The 24,711-nt window shown below is 64.1% G+C and carries 19 protein-coding genes and 1 tRNA gene; 17 read left to right on the forward strand and 3 right to left on the reverse strand.

Annotation, left to right across the window (positions count from 1 at the left end):
* Positions 1 to 29: 29 nt before the first annotated feature.
* Together BIU82_RS15625 and BIU82_RS15630 are read left to right on the forward strand one after the other, a co-directional pair.
* Positions 30 to 1,322, forward strand: coding sequence for an ATP-binding protein (locus tag BIU82_RS15625; RefSeq protein WP_070350340.1), 1,293 nt, complete (start codon positions 30 to 32; stop codon positions 1,320 to 1,322).
* The gene (locus BIU82_RS15630; protein WP_070350341.1) at positions 1,319 to 1,984 is read left to right on the forward strand and encodes a response regulator transcription factor; all 666 of its coding nucleotides are present in this window, start codon (positions 1,319 to 1,321) and stop codon (positions 1,982 to 1,984) included. Before BIU82_RS15625 ends, BIU82_RS15630 begins: the two co-directional genes overlap by 4 nt.
* 90 nt (positions 1,985 to 2,074) lie before the next feature.
* On the opposite strand, the gene BIU82_RS15635 is transcribed toward BIU82_RS15630, so the two are convergent.
* Complete coding sequence (locus BIU82_RS15635; RefSeq protein ID WP_070350342.1) at positions 2,075 to 3,304, reverse strand: pyridoxal phosphate-dependent aminotransferase; 1,230 nt, start codon at positions 3,302 to 3,304, stop codon at positions 2,075 to 2,077.
* A 257-nt stretch (positions 3,305 to 3,561) separates the two neighbouring features.
* On the opposite strand from BIU82_RS15635, the gene BIU82_RS15640 reads away from it, so the two are divergent.
* The 9 genes from BIU82_RS15640 to rplL all read left to right on the forward strand — a co-directional run bounded on the left by BIU82_RS15640 (position 3,562) and on the right by rplL (position 9,951).
* Positions 3,562 to 3,634: transfer RNA gene (locus BIU82_RS15640), tRNA-Trp, on the forward strand.
* A gap of 81 nt (positions 3,635 to 3,715) precedes the next feature.
* A complete protein-coding gene (gene secE, locus BIU82_RS15645; RefSeq protein WP_070350343.1) occupies positions 3,716 to 3,997 on the forward strand; it encodes a preprotein translocase subunit SecE in 282 nt (93 codons plus the stop codon).
* 115 nt (positions 3,998 to 4,112) lie between these two features.
* Complete coding sequence (gene nusG, locus BIU82_RS15650; protein ID WP_070350344.1) at positions 4,113 to 4,874, forward strand: transcription termination/antitermination protein NusG; 762 nt, start codon at positions 4,113 to 4,115, stop codon at positions 4,872 to 4,874.
* A gap of 129 nt (positions 4,875 to 5,003) precedes the next feature.
* Positions 5,004 to 5,435 (forward strand): 50S ribosomal protein L11, encoded by a 432-nt coding sequence (gene rplK, locus BIU82_RS15655; RefSeq protein ID WP_070350345.1) that lies wholly within the window; start codon positions 5,004 to 5,006, stop codon positions 5,433 to 5,435.
* A 139-nt stretch (positions 5,436 to 5,574) separates the two neighbouring features.
* Entirely contained in the window at positions 5,575 to 6,282 is a 708-nt protein-coding gene (gene rplA / locus BIU82_RS15660; RefSeq protein WP_070350346.1) for a 50S ribosomal protein L1, read from the forward strand.
* A 111-nt stretch (positions 6,283 to 6,393) separates the two neighbouring features.
* Entirely contained in the window at positions 6,394 to 7,482 is a 1,089-nt protein-coding gene (locus BIU82_RS15665; protein WP_070350448.1) for a GNAT family N-acetyltransferase, read from the forward strand.
* A complete protein-coding gene (locus BIU82_RS15670; RefSeq protein ID WP_070350347.1) occupies positions 7,479 to 8,603 on the forward strand; it encodes a GNAT family N-acetyltransferase in 1,125 nt (374 codons plus the stop codon). The genes BIU82_RS15665 and BIU82_RS15670 overlap by 4 nt, the downstream gene beginning before the upstream one ends.
* A 311-nt stretch (positions 8,604 to 8,914) precedes the next feature.
* Complete coding sequence (gene rplJ, locus BIU82_RS15675; RefSeq protein ID WP_070350348.1) at positions 8,915 to 9,493, forward strand: 50S ribosomal protein L10; 579 nt, start codon at positions 8,915 to 8,917, stop codon at positions 9,491 to 9,493.
* A 77-nt stretch (positions 9,494 to 9,570) separates the two neighbouring features.
* Positions 9,571 to 9,951 carry a 50S ribosomal protein L7/L12 gene (rplL, locus tag BIU82_RS15680; protein WP_070350349.1) on the forward strand — a complete coding sequence of 127 codons (381 nt, stop codon included), beginning with the start codon at positions 9,571 to 9,573 and terminating at the stop codon, positions 9,949 to 9,951.
* A gap of 161 nt (positions 9,952 to 10,112) precedes the next feature.
* On the opposite strand, the gene BIU82_RS15685 is transcribed toward rplL, so the two are convergent.
* Complete coding sequence (locus BIU82_RS15685; RefSeq protein ID WP_070350350.1) at positions 10,113 to 10,580, reverse strand: YbaK/EbsC family protein; 468 nt, start codon at positions 10,578 to 10,580, stop codon at positions 10,113 to 10,115.
* Positions 10,581 to 10,601: 21 nt separating this feature from the next.
* On the reverse strand, positions 10,602 to 11,801 hold the full coding sequence (locus tag BIU82_RS15690) for an acetyl-CoA C-acetyltransferase (protein ID WP_070350351.1): 1,200 nt from the start codon (positions 11,799 to 11,801) through the stop codon (positions 10,602 to 10,604).
* Positions 11,802 to 12,217: 416 nt separating this feature from the next.
* Here BIU82_RS15690 and rpoB point away from each other — a divergent pair, with 416 nt between their 5' ends.
* From rpoB to tuf, 6 genes are all read left to right on the forward strand, one after another.
* A complete protein-coding gene (gene rpoB / locus BIU82_RS15695) occupies positions 12,218 to 15,739 on the forward strand; it encodes a DNA-directed RNA polymerase subunit beta (RefSeq protein ID WP_070350352.1) in 3,522 nt (1,173 codons plus the stop codon).
* 128 nt (positions 15,740 to 15,867) lie between these two features.
* Positions 15,868 to 19,767: a DNA-directed RNA polymerase subunit beta' gene (locus tag BIU82_RS15700; protein ID WP_070350353.1), complete on the forward strand. Its 3,900-nt coding sequence runs from the start codon at positions 15,868 to 15,870 to the stop codon at positions 19,765 to 19,767.
* A 410-nt stretch (positions 19,768 to 20,177) separates the two neighbouring features.
* Positions 20,178 to 20,552 carry a 30S ribosomal protein S12 gene (rpsL, locus tag BIU82_RS15705; protein ID WP_070350354.1) on the forward strand — a complete coding sequence of 125 codons (375 nt, stop codon included), beginning with the start codon at positions 20,178 to 20,180 and terminating at the stop codon, positions 20,550 to 20,552.
* Between the two features lies 1 nt (position 20,553).
* Positions 20,554 to 21,024, forward strand: a complete 471-nt coding sequence (rpsG, locus tag BIU82_RS15710) for a 30S ribosomal protein S7 (protein WP_021472399.1) — start codon at positions 20,554 to 20,556, stop codon at positions 21,022 to 21,024.
* Positions 21,025 to 21,091: 67 nt separating this feature from the next.
* Positions 21,092 to 23,206, forward strand: a complete 2,115-nt coding sequence (gene fusA, locus BIU82_RS15715) for an elongation factor G (protein WP_070350355.1) — start codon at positions 21,092 to 21,094, stop codon at positions 23,204 to 23,206.
* Between the two features lie 234 nt (positions 23,207 to 23,440).
* Positions 23,441 to 24,631 (forward strand): elongation factor Tu, encoded by a 1,191-nt coding sequence (gene tuf / locus BIU82_RS15720; RefSeq protein ID WP_070350356.1) that lies wholly within the window; start codon positions 23,441 to 23,443, stop codon positions 24,629 to 24,631.
* Positions 24,632 to 24,711: the final 80 nt, after the last annotated feature.

The raw sequence follows: 24,711 nt of genomic DNA on the forward strand, positions 1-24,711 counted from the left end.
GACACCCTGATCCGTGTTTGGATGGAGGCATGACGAACCCTGCCGAGCGCCCGCCGCTGTACCGCAGCGGCGACCGCGTGATCGCCGGTGTCTGCAGCGGCCTCGCACACCATCTGGGCTGGCCGGTGAAGAACGTGCGCCTGGCCATGGTTGTGGCGGCCTTCGCCGGCGGCGCCGGCCTGGCGTTCTACGCCTGGCTCTGGGTACTGGTTCCCACAGCGGATGAGGGCGCCCGCCGCGCCGCCCGCCGCCCGGTGTCGCCGATCGCCCCGGCAGTGAACGGCGAGTCCGGCCCGCGCCCCGCGCCGTGGTTCACCGGCTCCGGCGTGAACGGACGCTTCCGGTACGGCAAGGAACTGCTTCTTGGGGCAGGGCTGCTGTCCGTGGCGGGAATCCTCATCGCCAAGCAGTTCGGTGCGGATGTGCCGTTGGGGACGTTGATTCCCGCCGCTGCCATCCTTGGCGGCGCGGCGATCGCATGGATGCAGCTGGACGAAAACCGCCGGGCCGGGCTCGTCGACAAGACCAAGGCAGACCAGGCGGGCGGTTGGGTGCGCCTTGCCGCGGGGCTGGCACTCGTCGTCGCGGGCGTGCTGGTGATGGTGTCAGGCTCGGGTTCCTGGGAACAGACCTGGCTGGCCCTGCTCGCCTCCGTGGCGGTCCTGGGCGGTGTGGCCCTGGTGTTGCTGCCGTGGGGCCTGAAATTCTGGAAGGACCTGGAAGCCGAACGGGCCGGCCGGGTTCGGGAAACCGAACGGGCGGAGATCGCCGCCCATCTGCACGATTCCGTGCTGCAGACCCTGGCGCTGATCCAGCGGCGTGCCGGCTCCGAACAGGATGTGGTCCGCCTGGCCCGTGCCCAGGAGCGCGAGCTGCGCGGCTGGCTGTACCGGGACCAGGCCGCCGACGCCGGACACCTCGCCGAGCGGATCAAGTCCGCCGCCGCCGAGGTGGAGGATGCCCACGGACACGTCGTCGACGTCGTCAGCGTAGGAGATGCCGTCACGACCGAGCGGCATGAGGCCCTGGTCCAGGCCGCCCGGGAAGCAATGCTCAACGCGGCCAGGCACGGCGGCGGGCCCGTGTCCGTCTACCTGGAGAGCTCTGACAAGGGCAGCGAAGTGTTCGTGAAGGACCGCGGCCCGGGCTTCGACCCGGAAGCCGTCTCCCCGGACCGGCTGGGAGTCCGCGAATCGATCATCGGGCGCATGAAGCGCCACGGCGGCACCGCCGTCATCACCAGCGGGCCGGACGGGACGGAAGTCCGCCTGAAACTGCCGGCGGCCGCCCCGGAAGAGCGCAACGGAGAGGGAAGATCATGAACGATGCAGAAGGCGCCCGCAGTGTCCGGGTGGTGGTGGTCGATGACCACGCCATTTTCCGCTCCGGACTGAAGGCGGACCTGGACGCACGGATCGATGTCGTCGGCGAGGCCGGCTCGGTGGAAGACGCCATCCGGGTGATCGCCGAGCAGCGGCCGGAGGTCGTGTTGCTTGACGTCCACCTTCCGGGCGGACTGGGCGGCGGCGGCCGCGAAGTCATCAACAAGTCGGCACAGCTGCTGGGCAGTACCAGCTTCCTCGCCCTGAGCGTGTCCGATGCCGCCGAGGACGTGGTGGCCGTGATCCGGGCCGGAGCCCGCGGATACGTCACCAAGACCATCTCCGGCGCGGAAATCTCCGACGCCGTGATCCGGGTGGCCGACGGCGACGCCGTGTTCTCGCCGCGGCTGGCCGGTTTCGTGCTGGACGCGTTCGGCACCTCGCCGGCAGAGATCGCCGACGACGAACTGGACCGCCTCTCGGCCCGCGAGCTCGAAGTCATGCGCCTGATCGCCCGCGGCTACAGCTACAAAGAGGTGGCCAAGGAGCTCTTCATCTCCATCAAGACCGTGGAAACCCACGTTTCTGCGGTGCTGCGCAAACTGCAGCTCTCCAGTCGGCACGAACTGACCAAGTGGGCGGCCGAGCGCCGGCTGCTCTAGGAACACCAGAGACCAGGAACAACAAAGACGCCCTGCGCACCGGACATGTCCGGTGCGCAGGGCGTCTTTGTTGCTGGCGGTGCCCGTTTCCTACTGGGCCTTGCCGAGGAATTCCTGCAGGCGGCGCACGCCCTCGGCCAGGTCCTCGTCACCCAGTGCGTAGGAGAGGCGCACATAGCCGGAGGGGCCGAAGGCCTCGCCCGGAACGATCGCCACCTCAACCTCGTCGAGGATCAGGGAGGCCAGTTCGGCGGAGGTCTCCGGGCGGACCGGACCGTCCGCCGTCGGGAATTCCTTGCCCAGCAGGCCGCGGACGTCGGCGTACACGTAGAAGGCGCCGGCCGGCGTCGGGCAATCGACACCCTCGATCGCGTTCAGTCCGGCGACGATCGCCTTGCGGCGGCGGTCGAAAGCGACCTTCATTTCATCGACGGCGGTCAGCGGGCCGGAGACCGCGGCGAGGGCGGCGATCTGCATGATGTTCGAGACGTTGGAGGTCGCGTGCGACTGGAGGTTGGTGGCGGCCTTGATGACATCGGCCGGACCGATCATCCAGCCCACGCGCCATCCGGTCATGGCGTAGGTCTTGGCCACGCCGTTGAGGATGACCACCTTGTCGCCGAGTTCGGGGGCGGCCGTGGCGATCGAGGTGAACGGCACGCCGTCGTAGGTGAGGTGCTCGTAGATCTCGTCGGTGACGACCCAGAGGCCCTTGGCGGCGGCCCACTTGCCGATTTCGGCGACCTGTTCCGGGCTGTAGACGGCGCCGGTCGGGTTGGACGGGGAGACGAAGAGCAGGATCTTGGTCTTGTCCGTTACAGCGGCTTCAAGCTGCTCGACCGTCACCAGGTAGCCCTGTTCAGGACCGGCGAAGACTTCCACCGGGACGCCGCCGGCGAGCCGGATGGCCTCCGGGTAGGTGGTCCAGAACGGGGTGGGGATGATGACCTCGTCGCCCGGATCAAGGAGCGTGGCAAAGGCGTTGTAGACCGCCTGCTTGCCGCCGTTGGTCACCAGGACCTGGGAAGGATCCACCTGGTAGCCCGAATCGCGCAGGGTCTTCTCCGCAATGGCCTTCTTCAGTTCCGGCAGGCCGGCGGCGGGGGAGTAGCGGTGGTTCTTGGGGTCGGCGGCGGCCTCGATGGCGGCCTTGACGATGTAGTCCGGAGTGGGGAAATCCGGTTCCCCCGCACCGAAACCAATAACAGGACGGCCTGCGGCCTTGAGCGCCTTCGCCTTGGCATCAACGGCAAGGGTGGCGGATTCGGCGATGGCGGAAATTCTCTGTGAGACGCGGGCGGGAGCTGTTCCGGCAGACATGTGGGACCGTTCTTCGCTGGCAGCGTGAGCTGGATGATGGGAAACGACGTGAACTACTCTATGCTGTTCTGCGGACGCCCTGCGGGCCGGATTGCGAAAGTGACGACGCCGGCGGGGAACCTGGATCTCCGGACACACCGGAAGCGTCCCGGTTCGACTAACGCGAAGTTCTTGCGTAGACTGGTTCACCGGTGTTGGAAAACATCACAATGGTTCACGCCTTTGGCGGGAGCCATGAATACATGGATTCGTTCCATAGGGTAGTGGCGCAATTGGTAGCGCAGCGGTCTCCAAAACCGCAGGTTGCAGGTTCGAGTCCTGTCTGCCCTGCGCAGACTGTTCCGGCATTCAGGCCGGGGCAGGCGCGGTAATCACGGTTCTGATCAGAACCGGGTCAACTACGTTGCGAAGATGAGTGAGGACCGGGTGACCGAAACTGCTGCCAGCAGCTCGAAGGGCCGACCTGCCAGGAAGGCTGAGGCCGGCTTTTTCGCTCGGATCGCCCTTTTTATCCGCCAGGTCATTGGCGAACTCAAGAAGGTCGTAGCGCCGACCCGCAAGGAACTGATCAACTACACGCTCGTGGTTCTGGTGTTCGTGGCCGTCATGATGGTCATCGTCAGCCTGCTTGATATCGGGTTCGGCACCGCAGTTGGCTGGGTGTTCGGCGGGTCAGGCGCCACGGACCGCTAGGCGGATCGCTCCGCAAGCCGTGTGGAAATCCCCGGAAATTCAAGGGATTTTGCAGGGCTTGCGGAATTGAGCCATTTAAATAGGCATGTTAGGCAATGAGGAAGCAGGAGACCAAGTGTCTGAGCAGGAGCTCGAGGTAAACGAGACTGAGCTGGATGAAAGCACGGACGCAGCGGCGGAGGCCGTTGATTCGTCCGAGGCTGGGTCTGCTGCGCCTGAAACCGCTGGAGAAGAGTCCGGCGACGACGCCCTTGCCGCCGCTGCAGCTGCCGCTCCGGCCGATCCCGCTGAGGAATTCAAGGCCAAGCTGCGCCGCCAGGAAGGTGACTGGTACGTCATCCATTCCTACGCCGGTTACGAAAACCGCGTGAAGGCAAACCTTGAGACCCGCATCCAGACCCTGGACATGGAAGATTACATCTTCGAAATCCAGGTGCCCATGGAAGAAGTCGTTGAGATCAAGAACGCCCAGCGCAAGGTCATCAACCGCGTCCGCATCCCCGGCTACGTCCTGGTCCGCATGGACTTGACGGACGCTTCCTGGGGCGCCGTACGCCACACCCCCGGTGTCACCGGCTTCGTGGGCAACGCCCACAACCCTGTGCCTCTGCGCCTCGACGAGGTCTTCTCCATGCTCGCGCCGGTCTTCGAGGAAGAGCAGGCCGAAAAGGGCAAGCCCGTCAAGCAGGCTGCCGCTCCGGTTGCCGTGGACTTCGAAGTCGGCGAGTCCGTCATCGTCAAGGAAGGCCCGTTCGAGACCCTTCCGGCCACGATCTCCGAGATCAAGCCCGAGTCCCAGACCCTCGTGGTGCTGGTGTCGATCTTCGAGCGCGAAACCCCCGTGACCCTCGCGTTCAACCAGGTCACCAAGATCTGACACCCTGAAGATTTCGCCCTGTTTCCGCCTGCTTAGCGGAGGCCGGGCGGCCGGCCGCCTTGCCATGGCGGCCAACAACCTGAGGCACGCTCCTGTGTCCCAGGACGCTATTTAGAGAAGGACCCTACATTGGCTCCCAAGAAGAAGGTCACCGGCCTCATCAAGCTGCAGATCCAGGCAGGTGCCGCCAACCCGGCCCCGCCGATCGGTCCTGCGCTTGGCCAGCACGGTGTCAACATCATGGAATTCTGCAAGGCGTACAACGCTGCAACGGAAGCCCAGCGCGGAAACGTCATCCCGGTTGAAATCACGGTCTACGAAGACCGCTCCTTCACCTTCATCACCAAGACCCCGCCGGCTGCAGAGCTCATCAAGAAGGCTGCAGGCGTTGCCAAGGGCTCGTCGACCCCGCACACCGTGAAGGTCGCCAAGCTTACCCAGGCACAGGTCGAGGAAATCGCTTCCACCAAGATGGAAGACCTCAACGCCAACGACATCGCGGCTGCTGCCAAGATCATCGCCGGCACCGCCCGCTCCATGGGCATCACCGTCGAAGGCTAATTACCAGCCTTCACCCGCCGGGAAACCGGTACTTGAAATTATTTGAAATGTCGGCATTCCGGTACTGATACCGGGCGCCGACTGTGGCAGGGCCGGGCGCGGTCCGCAGACCACAACTGCACAAGGAGAAACAAGCAGCATGGCAAAGCGCAGCAAAGCATATGAGGCAGCCGTAGCCAAGATCGAGGCTGGCAAGGTCTACGCCCCGTTCGAGGCCATCAGCCTGGCCAAGGAAACCAACCCGTCGAAGTCCGACGCCACCGTTGAGGTCGCTTTCCGCCTCGGCGTGGACCCCCGCAAGGCTGACCAGATGGTCCGCGGTACCGTCAACCTGCCGCACGGCACCGGTAAGATCGCCCGCGTCCTCGTCTTCGCAACCGGCGAGAAGGCTGAAGCAGCAATCGCCGCCGGCGCCGACTTCGTTGGTTCCGACGACCTGATCGAAAAGATCTCCGGCGGCTGGACCGACTTCGACGCCGCAGTGGCTACCCCGGACCTGATGGGCAAGGTCGGCCGCCTCGGTAAGGTCCTCGGTCCCCGTAACCTCATGCCGAACCCCAAGACCGGCACCGTTACCGCCGACGTCGCCAAGGCCGTTGAAGACATCAAGGGTGGCAAGATCGACTTCCGCGTCGACAAGCACTCCAACCTGCACTTCATCATCGGCAAGTCGTCCTTCGACGCCGTGAAGCTGGCCGAGAACTACGCCGCAGCCCTCGAAGAGGTCCTCCGCCTGAAGCCGTCCGCTTCCAAGGGCCGCTACATCCAGAAGGCCACCGTCACCACCACCTTCGGCCCGGGCATCTCCGTGGACCCGAACGTCACCAAGGTGCTGACCGAGGCCTAAGCCTGGTTATGACCGACTAAAGACCGCCCGGCATCTGCCGGGCGGTCTTTTGTGTTTCCGGCGTGCCGGGGCGCGCTCGACCGGCCCCGGCGCGGGGGCTACGCTGACAGCATGGCCGACCCCGTAGAAGCCAGCATCCATGAACTTCACCTTCCCGCCGGCCTGGACAGCGCGGATGCGGCGGAGTTCCTCGAGTACTGCGCTGTCCTTGATGAGATCCTCCTGGACCACTGGGGCCATCTCGATCTCGCGGCCTCACTTCCTGCGCGGTTGGCAGGCTGGGCGGACAACGACTACCGCAGGCTTCGGAATTTCTACCTTCGGGCTGAGGGCCGGATCGTCGGCCGCGGGTTTGTCGAGCTTTCGCTCAAGGACAACCTTGACAGCGCCTGGCTGCGGGTCGATATGTTGCCGGCACACCGCAGGAAAGGCCTCGGCAGCATGATGCTCAGGCATCTGGAAGCCGTGGCCCATGACGAGGGGCGGCGGGTCCTCATGGCGAGTTCCGGAGACCCGGAACGGCCGGAGCACGGACCGGAGGTCCTGTTATCTCCGGTCGGCACCGGTGCTGTGCCGAGGAACGCACCGGGCACCGCCTTTGCCTTGCACCACGGATACACGCTGGCCCAGGCCACGCGGTACAGCACGCTCATGCTCGCCTCCGCCCCGGACTGGAGCGGCCTCATGGAGGAGGCAGAGTCTGCGTCCAGCGGCTATGAGCTGCTCGGCTGGACGAATGCCTGTCCGGCGGATCTCGTGGATGAGTTCGCCGTCCTGATGGGCCGGATGAGTACGGACGCGCCGGTCGGCGGCTTGGATTACGAGGCGGAAGCCTGGGACCGCGCACGCGTGCGGACGCTGGAACATGAGACGGCGGAGGAAGGCCAGGTCTGCCTCGTCACGGCCGCGCGGCATCGGGCCAGCGGCAGCCTGGGTGGCTATACGGCGCTTTATGTCGACCCTCTGAAGCCGTGGTTGGCGGACCAGGACGATACGCTGGTGGCGGCGGACCATCGCGGACACCGCCTTGGAATGCGCCTGAAGATCGCCAACCTTAGGCGATTGAAGAGCGAATTTCCCGCTGTTGTCCGGGTGACAACGATGAACGCGGAAGAGAACCGCTACATGCTCGCGATCAATGTGGCACTTGGCTTTACGCCAACGGGAGCCTACGGCGAATGGCAAAAGAGGACTGGATGACGGACGACGTGGAGATCGGACAGCTGTGGATACCCGATTCGCTGGAGGCAGCGGAGGCGAAGGATTTCCTTGAAGCCGTCGAGGTGAACCGCAAGGTCCGCATGCAGCTCTGGGGCAGCGACGACCTCGCTTACACCCCGCTGGAAAAGCTCCTCGAAATGGCAGATCCCTATGAACGCCAGGTCATCCTGGTGGCAAGGATCGACGGCCGCATCATCGGCACCGTGGATATCGCGCTGCCGCTGGCTGACAACCTGGATCTCGCCGAGTTCACCCTGGACATCCTTCCCGAATACCAGCGGCGCGGCGCGGGCCGGAAGCTCCTGGAGGCCGCGGAGCAGCTTGCCCGGGCGGAAGGCCGCACCATGGCCATGGTCGACACCAACCACCCGGCGGCGTCCTTGCAGGGCGAAGGCTCGGGGCAGCTTGTTCCGGGCAGCGGCCTGGGCTTCGTCCCGCTTGCCAGCCGGGAGGTGGATTTCGCCCAGCGGGCAGGCTATACGCTGCAGCACATCGAACAGTTCAGTTCCTGTGCCCTGCCCCTCGATTCAAAGCTCGTGTCCGAGCTTGAGGCGGAGGCCGACGCCGCCAATGCCGGCCGCTACCGTATCCATCACTGGACTGACCGCTGCCCCGAAGAGTGGCTGGACGCCGTCGCCGCTTTGGAGAATGCGGCAGGTGAGGCCGTCGACGACGAATCTGCCGCGGCGCCCGAAGAGCAGCTCGTGTTCGACGGCGGCATGTTGCGCGAGGCGGAGGACGCCGCCATCGCGCAGGGACGCCGTACTGTTGTCACCGCCGTCGAGCACATCGCCAGCGGGCGGATCGTCGGCCTGACCACCATCGGTGTCCTGGCGCAGCGCCAGGACGTGGTTTTCCAGGATGACACCACGGTGCTGCAGGAACACCGCGGCAACAAACTGGGCCTGCTCATCAAGGTGGCCAACATGCAGCGGCTCAGTGAGCAGTTCCCTGATGCCCGCGTCATCTACACCTGGAACGCACCGGAGAACCGCTACCTGCTGACCGTGAACAAGCAGCTGGGCTTCACCACGGCCGGCGTGACGGGGCTGTGGCAGAAGGAACTCCCCGCCCGGGCAGGCACCACCTCCTCCGAGTGAGGCGCCCCGGCGCGAGCTCCGATTTGGAGTTGTCCGCCGTCGTCCCGTAATCTTGAATTACCAAAGACCGTCGGTTGATGGGAATCCACTTTCCAAGCAAAGCTGCACACTGCTGTTGCGCGCGGAAAGATCCAGCGGATTCCTTGACGAAGGACCCTGACAAAGGGCGGCCGGCGCAGGTGAACGAAGCAAGTCTCCGCGGTCACGGACCGCGTCGAGCCAGGCCCCGTGCATCTGCGCGGGGCGTTTTCAGTTGAAGCTCTCTTGAGCGGGGACCCGGAAGACCGGCACTATTCCCCGGAAGGAGGGTTATGGCAACGCCCAACAAGGTCTCCGCAGTAGCTGAGATCACGAACGATTTCAAGGAATCGACCGCCGCTGTCCTGACCGAATACCGCGGGCTCTCTGTTGCACAGCTCAAGGAGCTGCGCGTTTCTCTCGGCCAGGACACCAAGTTCTCGGTCGTCAAGAACACCCTGACCGCCATTGCAGCCAAGGAAGCCGGTGTCGAAGCATTCGACGGCCAGCTTGCAGGCCCCTCCGCAATTGCGTTCATCAAGGGTGACGCGGTTGCCGCCGCCAAGAGCCTGACGGACTTTGCCAAGGCCAACAAGCAGCTGATCATCAAGACCGGCTACTTCGAGGGCAAGGCCCTGAACGCAAGCGAAGTTGCCGCCCTGGCAGCTCTCGAGTCCCGTGAGCTGCAGCTCGCCAAGGTTGCCGGTGTCCTCAAGGCTCCTGCTGCCGCTGCTGCACGCATCATCGACGCTCTGCGCATCAAGCTTGAAGAAGAGGGCGGCGCTCCGGCACCGGCCGCTGAAGAAGCACCGGCTGCAGAAGAAGCTGCCGCTCCGGCCGAAGCCGCCGAAGCTGCAAGCGAAGAGAACTAAGTTCTCCCCCCAATCAAACTCCGGTGCAGCGGCGGGCATGGCCCGCGCAGGCACCACCTAAAGGAAGGACGCCAACCATGGCGAAGCTCAGCAACGAAGAGCTCATCGAAGCTTTCAAGGAACTGACCATCATCGAGCTCTCCGAGTTCGTCAAGCTCTTCGAAGAGACCTTCGAAGTTACCGCTGCTGCTGTTGCAGTTGCCGGCCCGGCCGGTGGCGGCGCAGGCGCCGAAGAGGCTGAAGAGAAGGACTCCTTCGACGTCATCCTCGAATCCGCTGGCGACAAGAAGATCGCAGTGATCAAGGAAGTCCGCGCCATCACCTCCCTCGGCCTCAAGGAAGCCAAGGACCTGGTTGACGGTGCTCCGAAGCCGGTTCTCGAAGGCGCCAACAAGGAAGCTGCCGAGAAGGCCAAGGCTCAGCTCGAAGAAGCCGGCGCAACCGTTACCCTCAAGTAACTCATTCGCCTGCGGCAAGTTCTTGCCAAGGAAGCCCCGTCCGGTCCGCCGGGCGGGGTTTCCTGCGTTAAGGCGGGGTTTCCTGCGTTAACAAGACAACACGGGGTCACTTACGGCCCATCATCCCGCTCGGGATGGGCCGTAAGTGACCCCGCGTTGCCTTAAACCGGTTCGCTGATGTCCGCGACGGTCGCCCCGAGAGCGGTCGTCAGGGCGTCGGCGTCGACGAAGGCGCTGTAGCCGTGGGCGCCGGCACCCATCGAGATCCGGCGTCCTGCGATGCTCGCGTCCGCGTAGACCGGCCACGCCGTGGTGCTGCCCAGCGGCGTGATGGTGCCGCGTTCGTAGCCGGTGGCTTCCAGCGCGACGTCGGCATGCGGCAGGGAGAGCTTGTTCACTCCCACGAGGGACCGCAGCTTGGGCCAGGAGATCTGCCGGTCGCCGGGAATCAGCGCGAACAGGAACGTGCCGTCGCGGTGCTTGACCACCAAGGATTTCACGATGTCCGCCGGCGTGATGCCCAGGATCTCCGCAGCCTCCTCGAGGCTTCGGGCGGCCTGCCGCTCCACGAGCTGGACGTCCAACCCCCGGGCCTGGGCATCGGCAAGGAACCGTTCGGTACCGTTCACGTAGCTTTCCTTTGCTGGGAATCAGTCGCGGTAGAGCAGGAGCGCTTCGCCCTGGCCGCCGCCGCCGCAGAGGGAAACCGCGGCCTTGCCGGACCCGCGCCGCTTGAGCTCGAAGGCCGCGTGCAGCGCCAGCCGTGCCCCCGAAGCACCGATCGGGTGGCCCAAGGCGATCGCCCCGCCGTGGATATTGCACTTCTCCAAGGGGTAGCCGAGCTCCTTCAGCGACTGGACCGCCACGGAGCCGAAGGCCTCGTTGATTTCGATGAAGTCCAGGTCCGCGACTGTCCAGCCCGCGTTGTCGAGGGCCCGCTTGATCGCGTTCGACGGCTGGGCGTGCAGGGAGTTGTCCGGTCCGGCCACCTGTCCGGGCTTGCCGACGACGGCGAGGTAGTCCAGTCCGTGTTCCTCCGCATAGGCGCGGCTGCACAGAACGAGTGCGGAGGCGCCGTCGGACAGGGGAGAGGAGTTGCCCGCGGTGATGGTGCCGTCGCTCGCGAACGCCGGGCGGAGCGGGGCAAGAGTGTCCAGCGTGGTGTCCGGCCGGATGCCTTCGTCTTCGCCCACCACGATGGGGTCGCCCTTGCGTTGCTTCACGCTGATGGGGGCGATCTCGCCGTCGAACACGCCTTCCTTGACCGCGACGGCGGCGCGCTGGTGGGATGCGGCTGCCACCTCGTCCTGGGCCTTGCGGTCGATGCCGAGGGTGACGTTGCGGGTTTCCGTGGACAGGCCCATCGATTGCCCGTCGAAAGCGTCGGTGAGGCCGTCATGGGCGGCGACGTCGAGGGCCTGGATGGCCCCGTAGGTCCAGCCCTGGCGTGAACCGGGAAGCAAGTGCGGTGCCCGGGTCATGGATTCCTGGCCGCCGGCCACCACCACGGTGGCGTCGCCGCTGCGGATCAGGCGGGCGGCGTCGATTACGGCGGTCAGACCGGAGAGGCACACCTTGTTGATCGTCACGGCGGGAATGTTCCAGCCGACACCCGCGGCGATGGCGCTCTGCCGTGCCGGATTCTGGCCGGCGCCGGCCTGCAGGACCTGTCCCATGATGACGGCGTCTACCGCGCCCGCGGACACACCGCTCGCCGCGATGGCGGCGGAAATCGCATGGGCGCCGAGTTCGACGGCGGTGAATCCCGCCAGCTGCCCGTTCAGCCGCCCCTGTGGGGTGCGTGCCGCGGCCAGGATGACAACATCGTTGTTGTCCGTTGGGTTGCTCATTTTTCCTCTTCCGTTCTGGAACCAGTGAGCCAAGGCTACAACGCATGGCGTGCCTCACATTGTCAACGTCTGGACGGGGCGGGGCATTCCTGAACGGTCCGGAGGTGAGCGGATGGACGCCGGATAGATGCCTGCAGCAACCGTGCTTGCAATCCTTGGGGAAGTGGGGTAGACACGTAGGGCGATTTGCCGTATTGTGGATATTTGCGTCTTCCCTGTTAACCTTCAGCCTTCATATAGCGGTGGGCTTTACCTCTCAGCTGCGCCCTTGACGTGCCTTTCACCAGGCATTTCACCGGCCGGCGGAGGCCCGGGTCATATAGCGGAACCGGATTGGTGCCCTGCGGACTTTGTGCCCGCGGGATACAAAACGGGGGAGATCTGAAAACGCCTGAAGGTCTGTGGAAGGATCCCTCTTGGTCGCCTCGAGCACCTCTAATGTAAATAACGCAGGAACCGCTATCAATGCCGACAGCACCGATGGTGCTACTCGCCGGCTCTCATTCGCAAAGATTCACGAACCGCTTGATGTTCCGAATCTCCTCGCGCTGCAGACGGACAGCTTTGACTGGCTCGTCGGAAACGAACGCTGGCAGGCGCGGGTTGCGAAGGCCGTCGAGGAAGGCGACCTGAGCGTCGCCACCACCTCCGGACTTGCCGACATCTTCGAAGAGATCTCCCCGATCGAAGATTTCCAGGGCACCATGTCCCTGAGCTTCTCCGAGCCGGAGTTCGCTGACCCCAAGTACACCATGGCCGAATGCAAGGACCGTGACGCCACCTACTCGGCGCCGCTGTACGTCAAGGCCGAGTTCATGAACAACAACACGGGCGAAATCAAGCAGCAGACCGTGTTCATGGGTGACTTCCCCCTCATGACGGAGAAGGGCACCTTCGTTGTCAACGGCACCGAGCGTGTCGTCGTCTCCCAGCTGGTCCGTTCCCCGGGCGCCTACTTCGAGCGCGCCGCTGACAAGACCAGCGACAAGGACATCTTCACCGCCCGCATCATCCCGTCCCGCGGTGCATGGTTCGAGCTCGAGATCGACAAGCGCGACCAGGTCGGCGTCCGCCTCGACCGCAAGCGCAAGCAGTCCGTCACGGTGCTGCTGAAGGCCCTCGGCTGGACCGACGGCCAGATCCTCGAAGAGTTCGGCCAGTACGACTCCATGCGCGCCACCCTGGAGAAGGACACCACCGAGACCCGCGAAGACGCGCTCCTGGACATCTACCGCAAGCTGCGTCCGGGCGAGCCGCCCACCGTCGAAGCTGCCGAGGCCCTGCTGCGCAACCTCTACTTCGAGCCCAAGCGCTACGACCTCGCCAAGGTCGGCCGGTACAAGATCAACCGCAAGCTCGGCATCGACCGCTCCCTTGGCGACAAGGAAGCTTCGGTCCTGCACGTTGAAGACATCGTCGCCATGATCAAGTTCCTCGTTGCGCTGCACGCCGGCGAGAAGACCATCATGGGCAAGCGCGATGGCGAAGACCACGAGATCCGTGTCGAGATCGATGACATCGACCACTTCGGCAACCGCCGCATCCGCGCGGTCGGCGAACTGATCGAGAACCAGGTCCGCACCGGCCTGTCCCGCATGGAGCGCGTCGTCCGCGAACGCATGACCACGCAGGACGTCGAGGCCATTACGCCGCAGACCCTGATCAACATCCGTCCTGTCGTGGCAGCCATCAAGGAGTTCTTCGGAACCTCCCAGCTGTCCCAGTTCATGGACCAGAACAACCCGCTCTCGGGCCTGACCCACAAGCGCCGCCTGTCGGCCCTTGGCCCCGGTGGTCTGTCCCGTGACCGCGCCGGCATGGAAGTCCGTGACGTCCACCCGTCGCACTACGGACGTATGTGCCCCATCGAAACCCCTGAAGGTCCGAACATCGGTCTGATCGGTTCGCTGGCGTCCTACGGCCGCATCAACCCGTTCGGCTTCATCGAGACTCCGTACCGCAAGGTTTCCGGCGGCGTGGTGTCCGACGACGTCGAGTACCTGACCGCCGACGACGAAGCCGAGGTGCTGATCGCCCAGGCGAACGCGCCGCTGGATGCGAACAACAAGTTCTCCGAAGAGACCGTGCTTGTCCGTGCCCGCGGTGGTGGGGGAGAGCCCGTGCTCGTTCCCGCCGAGGACGTCCAGTTCATGGACGTTTCCCCGCGCCAGATGGTGTCCGTGGCTACGGCCCTGATCCCGTTCCTCGAGCACGACGACGCCAACCGCGCCCTCATGGGTGCGAACATGCAGCGCCAGGCCGTGCCGCTGGTCCGTTCCGAGGCCCCGTTCGTGGGCACCGGCATGGAGCGCGCCGCAGCCGTTGACGCCGGCGACGTCGTCATCGCCAAGAAGGCCGGTGTGGTCAGCGAAGTGTCCGCGGACCTCGTCACCATGCTGAACGACGACGGCACCGAGTCCAGCTACCGGATCAGCAAGTTCGCCCGCTCCAACCAGGGCAACTGCTACAACCACCGCGTCCTGGTCAACGAAGGCCAGCGCCTGGAAGTCGGCGGCATCATCGCCGACGGCCCGGCAACGGACCAGGGTGAACTCGCCCTGGGCAAGAACCTCCTCGTGGCATTCATGTCGTGGGAAGGCCACAACTTCGAAGACGCCATCATCCTGTCCCAGCGCATCGTGGCCGAGGACGTTCTCTCCTCGATCCACATCGAAGAGCACGAGATCGACGCCCGCGACACCAAGCTTGGTGCCGAGGAAATCACCCGTGACATCCCGAACGTGTCCGAGGAAGTCCTGGCAGGCCTGGACGAGCGCGGCATCATCCACATCGGTGCCGAGGTCGAGGCCGGCGACATCCTGGTCGGCAAGGTCACCCCGAAGGGTGAAACCGAACTGACTCCGGAAGAGCGCCTGCTGCGCGCCATCTTCGGCGAGAAGTCCCGCGAGGTCCGCGACACCTCCCTGAAGGTGCCGCACGGCGAGTCCGGTACCGTCATCGGCGTGCGCGTCTTCGACCGCGACAACGACGACGAACTGCCCCCGGGCGTGAACCAGCTGGTCCGCGTCTACGTTGCCGCCAAGCGCAAGATCACGGACGGCGACAAGCTCGCAGGCCGCCACGGCAACAAGGGTGTCATCTCCAAGATCCTGCCGGTTGAGGACATGCCGTTCCTCGCCGACGGTACCCCGGTGGACATCGTCCTGAACCCGCTGGGTGTTCCGGGCCGTATGAACGTCGGCCAGGTCCTGGAAACCCACCTCGGTTGGGTTGCCAAGACCGGTTGGAAGATCGAAGGCGAGCCCGAGTGGGTCAAGAACCTTCCGAACCTGCCGCGCGAGACCGGTCCGAACCAGACCCTCGCCACTCCGGTGTTCGATGGTGCCCGCGAAGAGGAAATCACCGGCCTGCTGGATTCGACCAACGTGACCCGCGACGGCGAGCGTCTGATCGACTCCTCCGGCAAGACCCGCCTGTTCGACGGCCGCTCCGGCGAACCGTTCCCGGATCCGATCTCGGTCGGCTACATGTACATCCTGAAGCTCCACCACCTGGTGGACGACAAGATCCACGCCCGCTCCACCGGTCCGTACTCCATGATCACCCAGCAGCCGCTCGGTGGTAAGGCTCAGTTCGGTGGCCAGCGCTTCGGTGAAATGGAAGTGTGGGCCCTCGAGGCCTATGGCGCTGCCTACACGCTCCAGGAACTGCTCACGATCAAGTCGGATGACATCCACGGCCGCGTGAAGGTTTACGAAGCCATCGTCAAGGGCGAGAACATCCCCGAGCCGGGCGTTCCGGAATCCTTCAAGGTCTTGATCAAGGAAATGCAGTCGCTGTGCCTGAACGTGGAAGTCCTTTCCACCGACGGCACGACGATCGAAATGCGTGACTCTGATGACGCAGTCTTTACGGCTGCGGAAGAACTGGGCATCGATCTGTCTCGCGCAGAGCCCAGCTCCGTAGAAGAGGTTTAGCAGGCGGGCGTACGACGGCGGGTGCCCACCCGCCGTCGTACCTCACCTCCCACTTCGGTGGGTGAGCCTGTCGAAACCCCGTAAACCAAGACTTCAGAACTTAGAGAACAAGAGAGAACAGGGACCACATGTCCAGCGAATCCTCCTTCGGCCTCATGCAGATCGGCCTCGCCACCGCGGAAGACATCCGCGGCTGGTCTTACGGTGAGGTCAAGAAGCCGGAAACCATCAACTACCGCACGCTCAAGCCCGAGAAGGACGGCCTCTTCTGCGAGAAGATCTTCGGCCCGTCCCGCGACTGGGAATGCTACTGCGGCAAGTACAAGCGCGTGCGCTTCAAGGGCATCATCTGTGAGCGTTGTGGCGTTGAGGTCACCCGCGCCAAGGTGCGCCGTGAGCGCATGGGCCACATCGAACTGGCCGCGCCCGTTACCCACATCTGGTACTTCAAGGGTGTTCCCTCCCGCCTGGGCTACCTCCTTGACCTCGCGCCGAAGGACCTCGAAAAGGTCATTTACTTCGCCGCGTACATGATCACCAGCGTGGACACGGAAAGCCGCCACGCCGAACTGCCGAACCTCCAGGTCGAGCACGACCTCGAGAAGAAGCAGCTCGTCGACAACCGCGACAGCGACATCGCCGCGATCGCCCGCGACCTTGAGGACGAGCTTGCCCGCCTCGAGGGCGAAGGCGCCAAGGCTGCCGACAAGAAGAAGGCCCGCGATTCCGCCGACCGCCAGATGGCGAACGTGCGCAAGCGCGCCGACGCCGAAATCGAGCGCCTCGAGCAGGTCTGGGACCGCTTCAAGAACCTGAAGGTCGCCGATCTCGAAGGTGACGAAGCCCTGTACCGCGAACTGCGTGACCGCTACGGCATGTACTTCGAAGGCTCCATGGGTGCCGAAGCCATCAAGAAGCGCCTTGAGAACTTCGACATGCAGGCAGAGGCCGAGGCACTGCGCGACACCATCCAGAACGGCAAGGGCCAGCGCAAGACCCGCGCCCTGAAGCGTCTTAAGGTCGTCAACGCCTTCCTGACCACCAACAACAGCCCGCTCGGCATGGTGCTGGACGCCGTCCCGGTGATCCCGCCGGAACTGCGCCCGATGGTCCAGCTGGATGGTGGCCGCTTCGCGACCTCCGACCTCAATGACCTCTACCGCCGTGTGATCAACCGCAACAACCGACTCAAGCGACTGCTGGACCTCGGTGCCCCGGAGATCATCGTCAACAACGAGAAGCGCATGCTTCAGGAAGCTGTTGACAGCCTCTTCGACAACGGCCGCCGCGGCCGCCCCGTCACGGGTCCGGGCAACCGTCCGCTGAAGTCCCTGAGCGACATGCTCAAGGGCAAGCAGGGCCGTTTCCGCCAGAACCTGCTCGGTAAGCGCGTTGACTACTCGGGCCGTTCGGTCATCGTCGTCGGCCCGCAGCTGAAGCTGCACCAGTGCGGTCTGCCCAAGCAGATGGCCCTGGAGCTCTTCAAGCCGTTCGTGATGAAGCGCCTGGTTGACCTCAACCACGCGCAGAACATCAAGTCGGCCAAGCGCATGGTCGAGCGCTACCGTCCGCAGGTCTGGGACGTGCTGGAAGAGATCATCACCGAACACCCGGTGCTGCTCAACCGTGCACCTACCCTGCACCGCCTCGGTATCCAGGCGTTCGAGCCCCAGCTTGTTGAAGGCAAGGCCATCCAGCTGCACCCGCTGGTGTGTGGCGCCTTCAACGCCGACTTCGACGGCGACCAGATGGCAGTGCACCTGCCGCTGAGCCCCGAAGCCCAGGCTGAGGCCCGCATCCTGATGCTGTCCTCGAACAACATCCTGAAGCCGTCCGATGGCCGTCCGGTGACCCTGCCTTCGCAGGATATGATCATCGGCCTCTACCACCTGACCACCAAGCGTGTTGGTTCGGCCGGTGAAGGCCGCGTGTTCGCCTCGGTTGCGGAAGCCATCATGGCCTACGACGCCCGCGAACTGCACCTGAACTCCCAGGTGAAGATCCGCCTGGAGAACTTCGTGCCGTACGCCGGCTGGGAAGCTCCGGAAGGTTGGGAGCCGGGCCAGCCCGCGCTCGTCGAAACCTCCCTGGGCCAGGTCATCTTCAACCAGACCCTGCCCGAGGACTACCCCTGGGTCGAGGCTGTTGCTGACAAGGGCGAGCTCTCCCGCATCGTCAACGACCTTGCCGAGCGCTACCCGAAGGTCGTCACCGCGGCCACCCTGGACAACCTGAAGGATGCCGGTTTCTATTGGGCAACCCGTTCGGGTGTCACCGTGGCCATCTCCGACATCGAGGTCCCGGACGCCAAGCCGGGCATCCTCGCCGGGTACGAGACCATGGCTGCCAAGATCCAGGGCCAGTACGACAAGGGCCTGATCGACGACGACGAGCGTCGCCAGGAACTGATCGAGATCTGGAACAAGGCAACCAACGAGATCGCCCAGGTCATGCGTGACAGCCTGTCGCCGATGAACACCATCAACCGCATGGTGTCCTCCGGTGCACGTGGTAACTGGATGCAGGTCCGCCAGATCGCGGGTATCCGTGGCCTCGTGGCCAACCCGAAGGGTGAGATCATCCCGCGTCCGATCAAGTCCTCCTACCGTGAGGGCCTGTCGGTGCTGGAATACTTCATCGCCACGCACGGTGCCCGTAAGGGTCTGGCCGATACCGCTCTCCGTACCGCCAACTCGGGTTACCTGACCCGTCGTCTGGTGGACGTTTCGCAGGACGTCATCGTCCGCGAAGAGGACTGCGGTACCGAGCGCGGCCTGAACGTCGCAATCGCCGTGCCGGACTCCAACGGTGAGCTGGTCCTGGACGAGAACGTCGAGAACAGCGCCTACGCACGCACCTTGGCCGTCGACGTCGTCGACTCCGAGGGCAAGGTCCTGGCTCCGGCCGGCACCGACTGCGGCGACGTCGTCATCGGCGAGCTGCTGGCCGCGGGCATCACCCAGGTCAAGGTCCGCTCCGTGCTCACCTGTGAGTCCAAGGTCGGTACCTGTGCGCTCTGCTACGGCCGTTCGCTGGCCACCGGCAAGACCGTGGACATCGGCGAGGCCGTCGGCATCATCGCCGCGCAGTCCATCGGTGAACCGGGTACCCAGCTGACCATGCGTACCTTCCACACCGGTGGTGCCGTGTCCGCAAGCGGTGGCGACGACATCACCCAGGGTCTGCCCCGTATCCAGGAACTCTTCGAAGCCCGCACTCCGAAGGGTGTTGCACCGATCGCCGAAGCGGCCGGCCGCATCACCATCGAAGAGTCCGAGCGCCAGATGCGCCTGATCATCACCCCGGACGACGGTTCCGAGGAGATCGCCTACCCGGTGCTGCGCCGTTCCCGCCTCCTCATCGAGGACGGCGAGCACGTCAGCGTCGGCCAGAAGCTGATCAACGGTCCGGTGGACCCGAAGCAGGTTCTGCGCATCATGGGCCCCCGTGCCGCCCAGAAGTTCCTGGTGGACGAGGTCCAGGGCGTATACCGCAGCCAGGGCATCGGCATCCACGACAAGCACGTGGAAGTCATCGTCCGCCAGATGCTGCGCCGCGTGACCGTCATCGAATCCGGCGACTCCGAGCTGCTTCCGGGCGAGCTCGCCGAGCGTGCCCGCTTCGAAGACGAGAACCGCCGCGTGGTGTCCGAGGGTCTTACCCCGGCGTCCGGCCGTCCGGAACTGATGGGTATCACCAAGGCGTCGCTGGCGACCGAGTCGTGGCTGTCCGCCGCTTCCTTCCAGGAGACCACCCGCGTCCTGACGCAGGCGGCCATGGAAGGCAAGAGCGACCCGCTGCTCGGCCTCAAGGAGAACGTCATCATCGGTAAGCTCATCCCGGCCGGTACGGGCCTGCCCCGTTACACCGAGGTCACCGTGGAGCCGACTGAAGAAGCAAAGGCAAGCCTGTTCACGGGCCCCAGCGCCTTCACCGACTTCTCGTACGACGCCCTGGGCGGCGACGGAGCTCCCGAGTTCCACGCCATCCCGCTGGATGACTACGACCTGGGCAACGACTTCCGCTGAGCGGAAGCCTGAACCAGGTGGCAGGAAGCCCCCGCGTCCGTCAGGACGCGGGGGCTTCCTGCTTTCCCGGCCGCCTCTTTGTCCGTGCCCCCGCAAGGGGAGTACGACGGCGGCAGGCGCCGGCCGCCGTCGTACACCGGATTAAGGCGGTTCGGCAAGCCATGCTAGACTTTTCGTAATTGTTCTGTGTGGCAGTGGATGAAGGCCGCCGCGGCATCATTTTGGTTTTGTTCTCATGATGTCGGGTGGAGCCTGTTTCCGGGTTGCGGGCAACTTGCGCAACGAATGCCGCACTTTTGCACGCCCACCGGACCTTCTGGACCTGAAGCTGCATGAGCAACGCCAAAGCTTCCACGTCCCGGGCTGGCGCCTGGTGTGGTGGCAGAGATCAAATTACGGAGAACACGAAAGTGCCTACGATTAACCAGCTGGTCCGCAAGGGCCGCACGCCGAAGGTCTCCAAGACCAAGGCTCCCGCGCTGAAGGGCAGCCCGATGCGCCGCGGTGTTTGCACCCGCGTTTACACCACCACCCCGAAGAAGCCGAACTCGGCCCTTCGTAAGGTCGCACGTGTGCGCCTTGCCGGTGGCATTGAAGTTACCGCCTACATCCCCGGTGTTGGCCACAACCTGCAGGAGCACTCCATCGTGCTCGTCCGCGGTGGTCGTGTTAAGGACCTCCCGGGTGTCCGCTACAAGATCGTCCGTGGTGCACTCGACACCCAGGGTGTGAAGAACCGCAAGCAGGCCCGCAGCCGCTACGGCGCAAAGATGGAGAAGAAGTAATATGCCTCGCAAGGGTCCGGCCCCCAAGCGGCCGCTCGTTTCCGATCCCGTCTACGGCTCCCCGTTGGTCACCCAGCTGATCAACAAGGTCCTGATCGACGGCAAGAAGTCCACTGCAGAGCGCATCGTTTACGGTGCTCTTGAAGGCGCCCGCGCCAAGACCGGCGGCGACCCCGTTGCCGCTCTGAAGAAGGCCATGGACAACGTCAAGCCTTCCCTCGAGGTCCGCTCCCGCCGTGTCGGTGGCGCCACCTACCAGGTTCCCGTTGAGGTCAAGCCGGGCCGTTCCACCGCCCTGGCTCTGCGTTGGCTCGTGGGCTACTCCAAGGCCCGCCGCGAGAAGACCATGACCGAGCGCCTCCAGAACGAAATCCTGGATGCCTCCAACGGTCTCGGTGCCGCTGTGAAGCGTCGCGAAGACACCCACAAGATGGCCGAGTCCAACAAGGCCTTCGCCCACTACCGCTGGTAATACTTCCGTTCGCCGCCGGCTCACCGAGCCGGCGGCGTGCGCGTAGTTCATCCGAAAGGGAGACCCCGTGGCACAGGACGTGCTTACCGACCTTAACAAGGTCCGCAACATCGGCATCATGGCCCACATCGATGCCGGCAAGACCACCACTACCGAGCGCATCCTGTTCTACACGGGTGTGAACCACAAGATCGGCGAAACGCACGACGGCGCTTCGACGACCGACTGGATGGAACAGGAAAAGGAACGCGGCATCACCATCACGTCTGCCGCCGTGACCTGCTTCTGGAACAAGAACCAGATCAACATCATCGACACCCCCGGCCACGTTGACTTCACCGTCGAGGTTGAGCGCTCCCTGCGCGTCCTCGATGGCGCTGTCGCCGTCTTCGATGGCAAGGAAGGTGTGGAGCCGCAGTCCGAGACCGTGTGGCGCCAGGCTGACAAGTACAACGTTCCGCGTATCTGCTTCGTCAACAAGATGGACAAGCTCGGTGCGGACTTCTACTTCACCGTGGACACCATCATCAACCGCCTCGGTGCCAAGCCGCTGGTCATGCAGCTGCCGATCGGTTCCGAGAACGACTTCGTTGGTGTCGTGGACCTCCTGGGCATGCGTGCCCTCGTGTGGCCCGGCGACGCCAAGGGTGACGTGACCATGGGTGCTTCCTACGAGGTCCAGGAGATCCCCGCCGATCTCCAGGCCAAGGCCGAAGAGTACCGCGCACAGCTCGTTGAGACTGTCGCCGAGTCCTCCGAGGAACTCATGGAGAAGTACCTCGAAGGTGAAGAACTCACCATCGACGAGCTCAAGGCCGGCATCCGCAAGATGACGATCAACTCCGAGCTCTACCCGGTCTTCTGTGGTTCTGCCTTCAAGAACCGCGGTGTTCAGCCGATGCTGGACGCTGTTGTGGACTTCCTGCCGAACCCGCTCGACGTTCCCGCCATGATCGGTCACGATCCGCGCGACGAAGAGAAGGAACTGACCCGCAAGCCGTCCGCCGACGAGCCGTTCTCGGCCCTCGCGTTCAAGATTGCTGCCCACCCGTTCTTCGGCCAGCTGACCTTCATCCGCGTGTACTCCGGCCAGGTTGAATCCGGCGCTCAGGTGGTCAACTCCACCAAGAGCAAGAAGGAGCGCATCGGCAAGCTGTTCCAGATGCACGCCAACAAGGAAATGCCCGTTGAGGGCGCTACCGCCGGCCACATCTACGCAGCCATCGGCCTGAAGGACACCACCACGGGCGACACCCTGTGTGATCCGCAGAACCCGATCGTCCTCGAGTCCATGAGCTTCCCGGAGCCCGTGATCTCTGTGGCCATCGAGCCGAACTCGAAGGGTGACCAGGAGAAGCTCTCCACCGCCATCCAGAAGCTCTCCGCTGAGGACCCGACCTTCCAGGTCTCCCTCAACGAAGAGACCGGCCAGACCGTTATCGCCGGCATGGGCGAGCTCCACCTGGACATCCTGGTGGACCGTATGCGCCGCGAATTCAAGGTCGAAGCCAACGTCGGCAAGCCGCAGGTTGCGTACCGCGAAACCATCAAGAAGGCTGTCGAGAAGGTCGACTACACCCACAAGAAGCAGACCGGTGGTTCCGGTCAGTTTGCAAAGGTGCAGGTTTCCTTCGAGCCGATGGACACCACCGACGGCGAGTTCTACGAGTTCAAGAACGCTGTCACCGGTGGCCGTATCCCGCGTGAGTACATCCCCTCGGTTGACGCCGGTATCCAGGACGCCATGCAGTTCGGTGTCCTCGCCGGTTACCCGATGGTGGGCGTGCGTGCAACCCTGATCGACGGCGCTTACCACGACGTCGACTCCTCGGAAATGGCGTTCAAGATCGCCGGTTCCCAGGTGTTCAAGGAAGGCGCCAAGCGTGCCAACCCGGTTCTCCTCGAGCCGCTCATGGCCGTCGAGGTCCGTACTCCCGAGGAGTACATGGGCGATGTCATCGGTGACCTCAACTCCCGTCGTGGCATGATCCAGTCCATGGAAGATGCTGCGGGCGTGAAGGTTGTCCGTGCCAACGTTCCGCTGTCCGAAATGTTCGGCTACATCGGCGACCTGCGGTCCAAGACCCAGGGCCGCGCTGTGTACTCGATGACCTTCGACAGCTACGCGGAGGTCCCGAAGGCTGTTGCCGACGAGATCATCCAGAAGACCCGCGGCGAGTAATCAGCTTCGGAAAAACCAAGGGTGCCTGCCGTCAGGGAGCGCATCCGATGCAGTGGCCGGACCGGGGTTCCGGCTCCGATCCGGCCCCTGCATCACCAGCTTCACGAACCGGTTTCGGTTCCCGGAGCTGTAAATTTCACCAAAACCAAAGCCCCCAAGTAGACTTGCTGAAGTTTCTGCCGCGAAAAGCGCGGTTGAGGAGCACGTCACTTGAAATCGTTCTAGGAGGAACCTGTGGCAAAGGCAAAGTTCGAGCGGACTAAGCCGCACGTCAACATCGGCACCATCGGTCACGTTGACCACGGTAAGACGACGCTGACTGCCGCCATTTCCAAGGTGCTGTACGACAAGTACCCGACTCTCAACGAGCAGCGCGACTTCGCGTCGATCGACTCTGCTCCGGAAGAGCGTCAGCGTGGTATCACCATCAACATCTCCCACGTTGAGTACCAGACCGAAAAGCGCCACTACGCACACGTGGACGCCCCGGGTCACGCTGACTACATCAAGAACATGATCACCGGTGCTGCCCAGATGGATGGCGCGATCCTCGTGGTTGCCGCTACCGACGGCCCGATGGCTCAGACCCGTGAGCACGTTCTGCTCGCCCGCCAGGTTGGTGTTCCCTACCTGCTGGTCGCGCTGAACAAGTCCGACATGGTTGAGGACGAGGAACTCCTCGACCTCGTGGAAATGGAAGTCCGCGAGCTCCTCAGCTCCCAGGGCTTCGACGGCGACGACGCTCCCGTCATCCGCGTTTCCGGCCTGAAGGCTCTGGAAGGCGACCCGGTGTGGGTCAAGTCCGTTGAGGACCTGATGGAAGCTGTCGACGAGTCCGTTCCGGACCCGGTTCGTGACCGCGACAAGCCGTTCCTGATGCCGATCGAAGACGTCTTCACCATCACCGGCCGTGGCACCGTTGTTACGGGCCGCGCCGAGCGTGGCACCCTCGCCATCAACTCCGAAGTTGAGATCGTCGGTATCCGCCCGATCCAGAAGACCACCGTTACCGGTATCGAGATGTTCCACAAGCAGCTCGACGAAGCATGGGCCGGCGAAAACTGTGGCCTCCTGCTCCGTGGTCTGAAGCGCGACGATGTCGAGCGTGGCCAGGTTGTCGTCAAGCCGGGTTCCATCACCCCGCACACCGACTTCGAGGCCAACGTCTACATCCTCTCCAAGGACGAAGGCGGCCGTCACAACCCGTTCTACTCGAACTACCGCCCGCAGTTCTACTTCCGCACCACCGACGTGACCGGCGTTATCACCCTCCCCGAGGGCACCGAAATGGTCATGCCGGGCGACAACACTGAGATGACCGTTGAGCTCATCCAGCCGATCGCTATGGAAGAGGGCCTCGGCTTCGCTATCCGTGAAGGTGGCCGCACCGTTGGTTCGGGACGTGTTACCAAGATCATCAAGTAGTTTCTGCTTGTAGATCGGTAGGACGCCGGGCGCCAGCGCCTGGCCGAACACCTGAAGAAAGCCCCGTCGCTTACGCGGCG

Origin of the sequence: Arthrobacter sp. SW1, from assembly GCF_001766675.1 — a bacterium.
Lineage (GTDB): Bacteria > Actinomycetota > Actinomycetes > Actinomycetales > Micrococcaceae > Arthrobacter.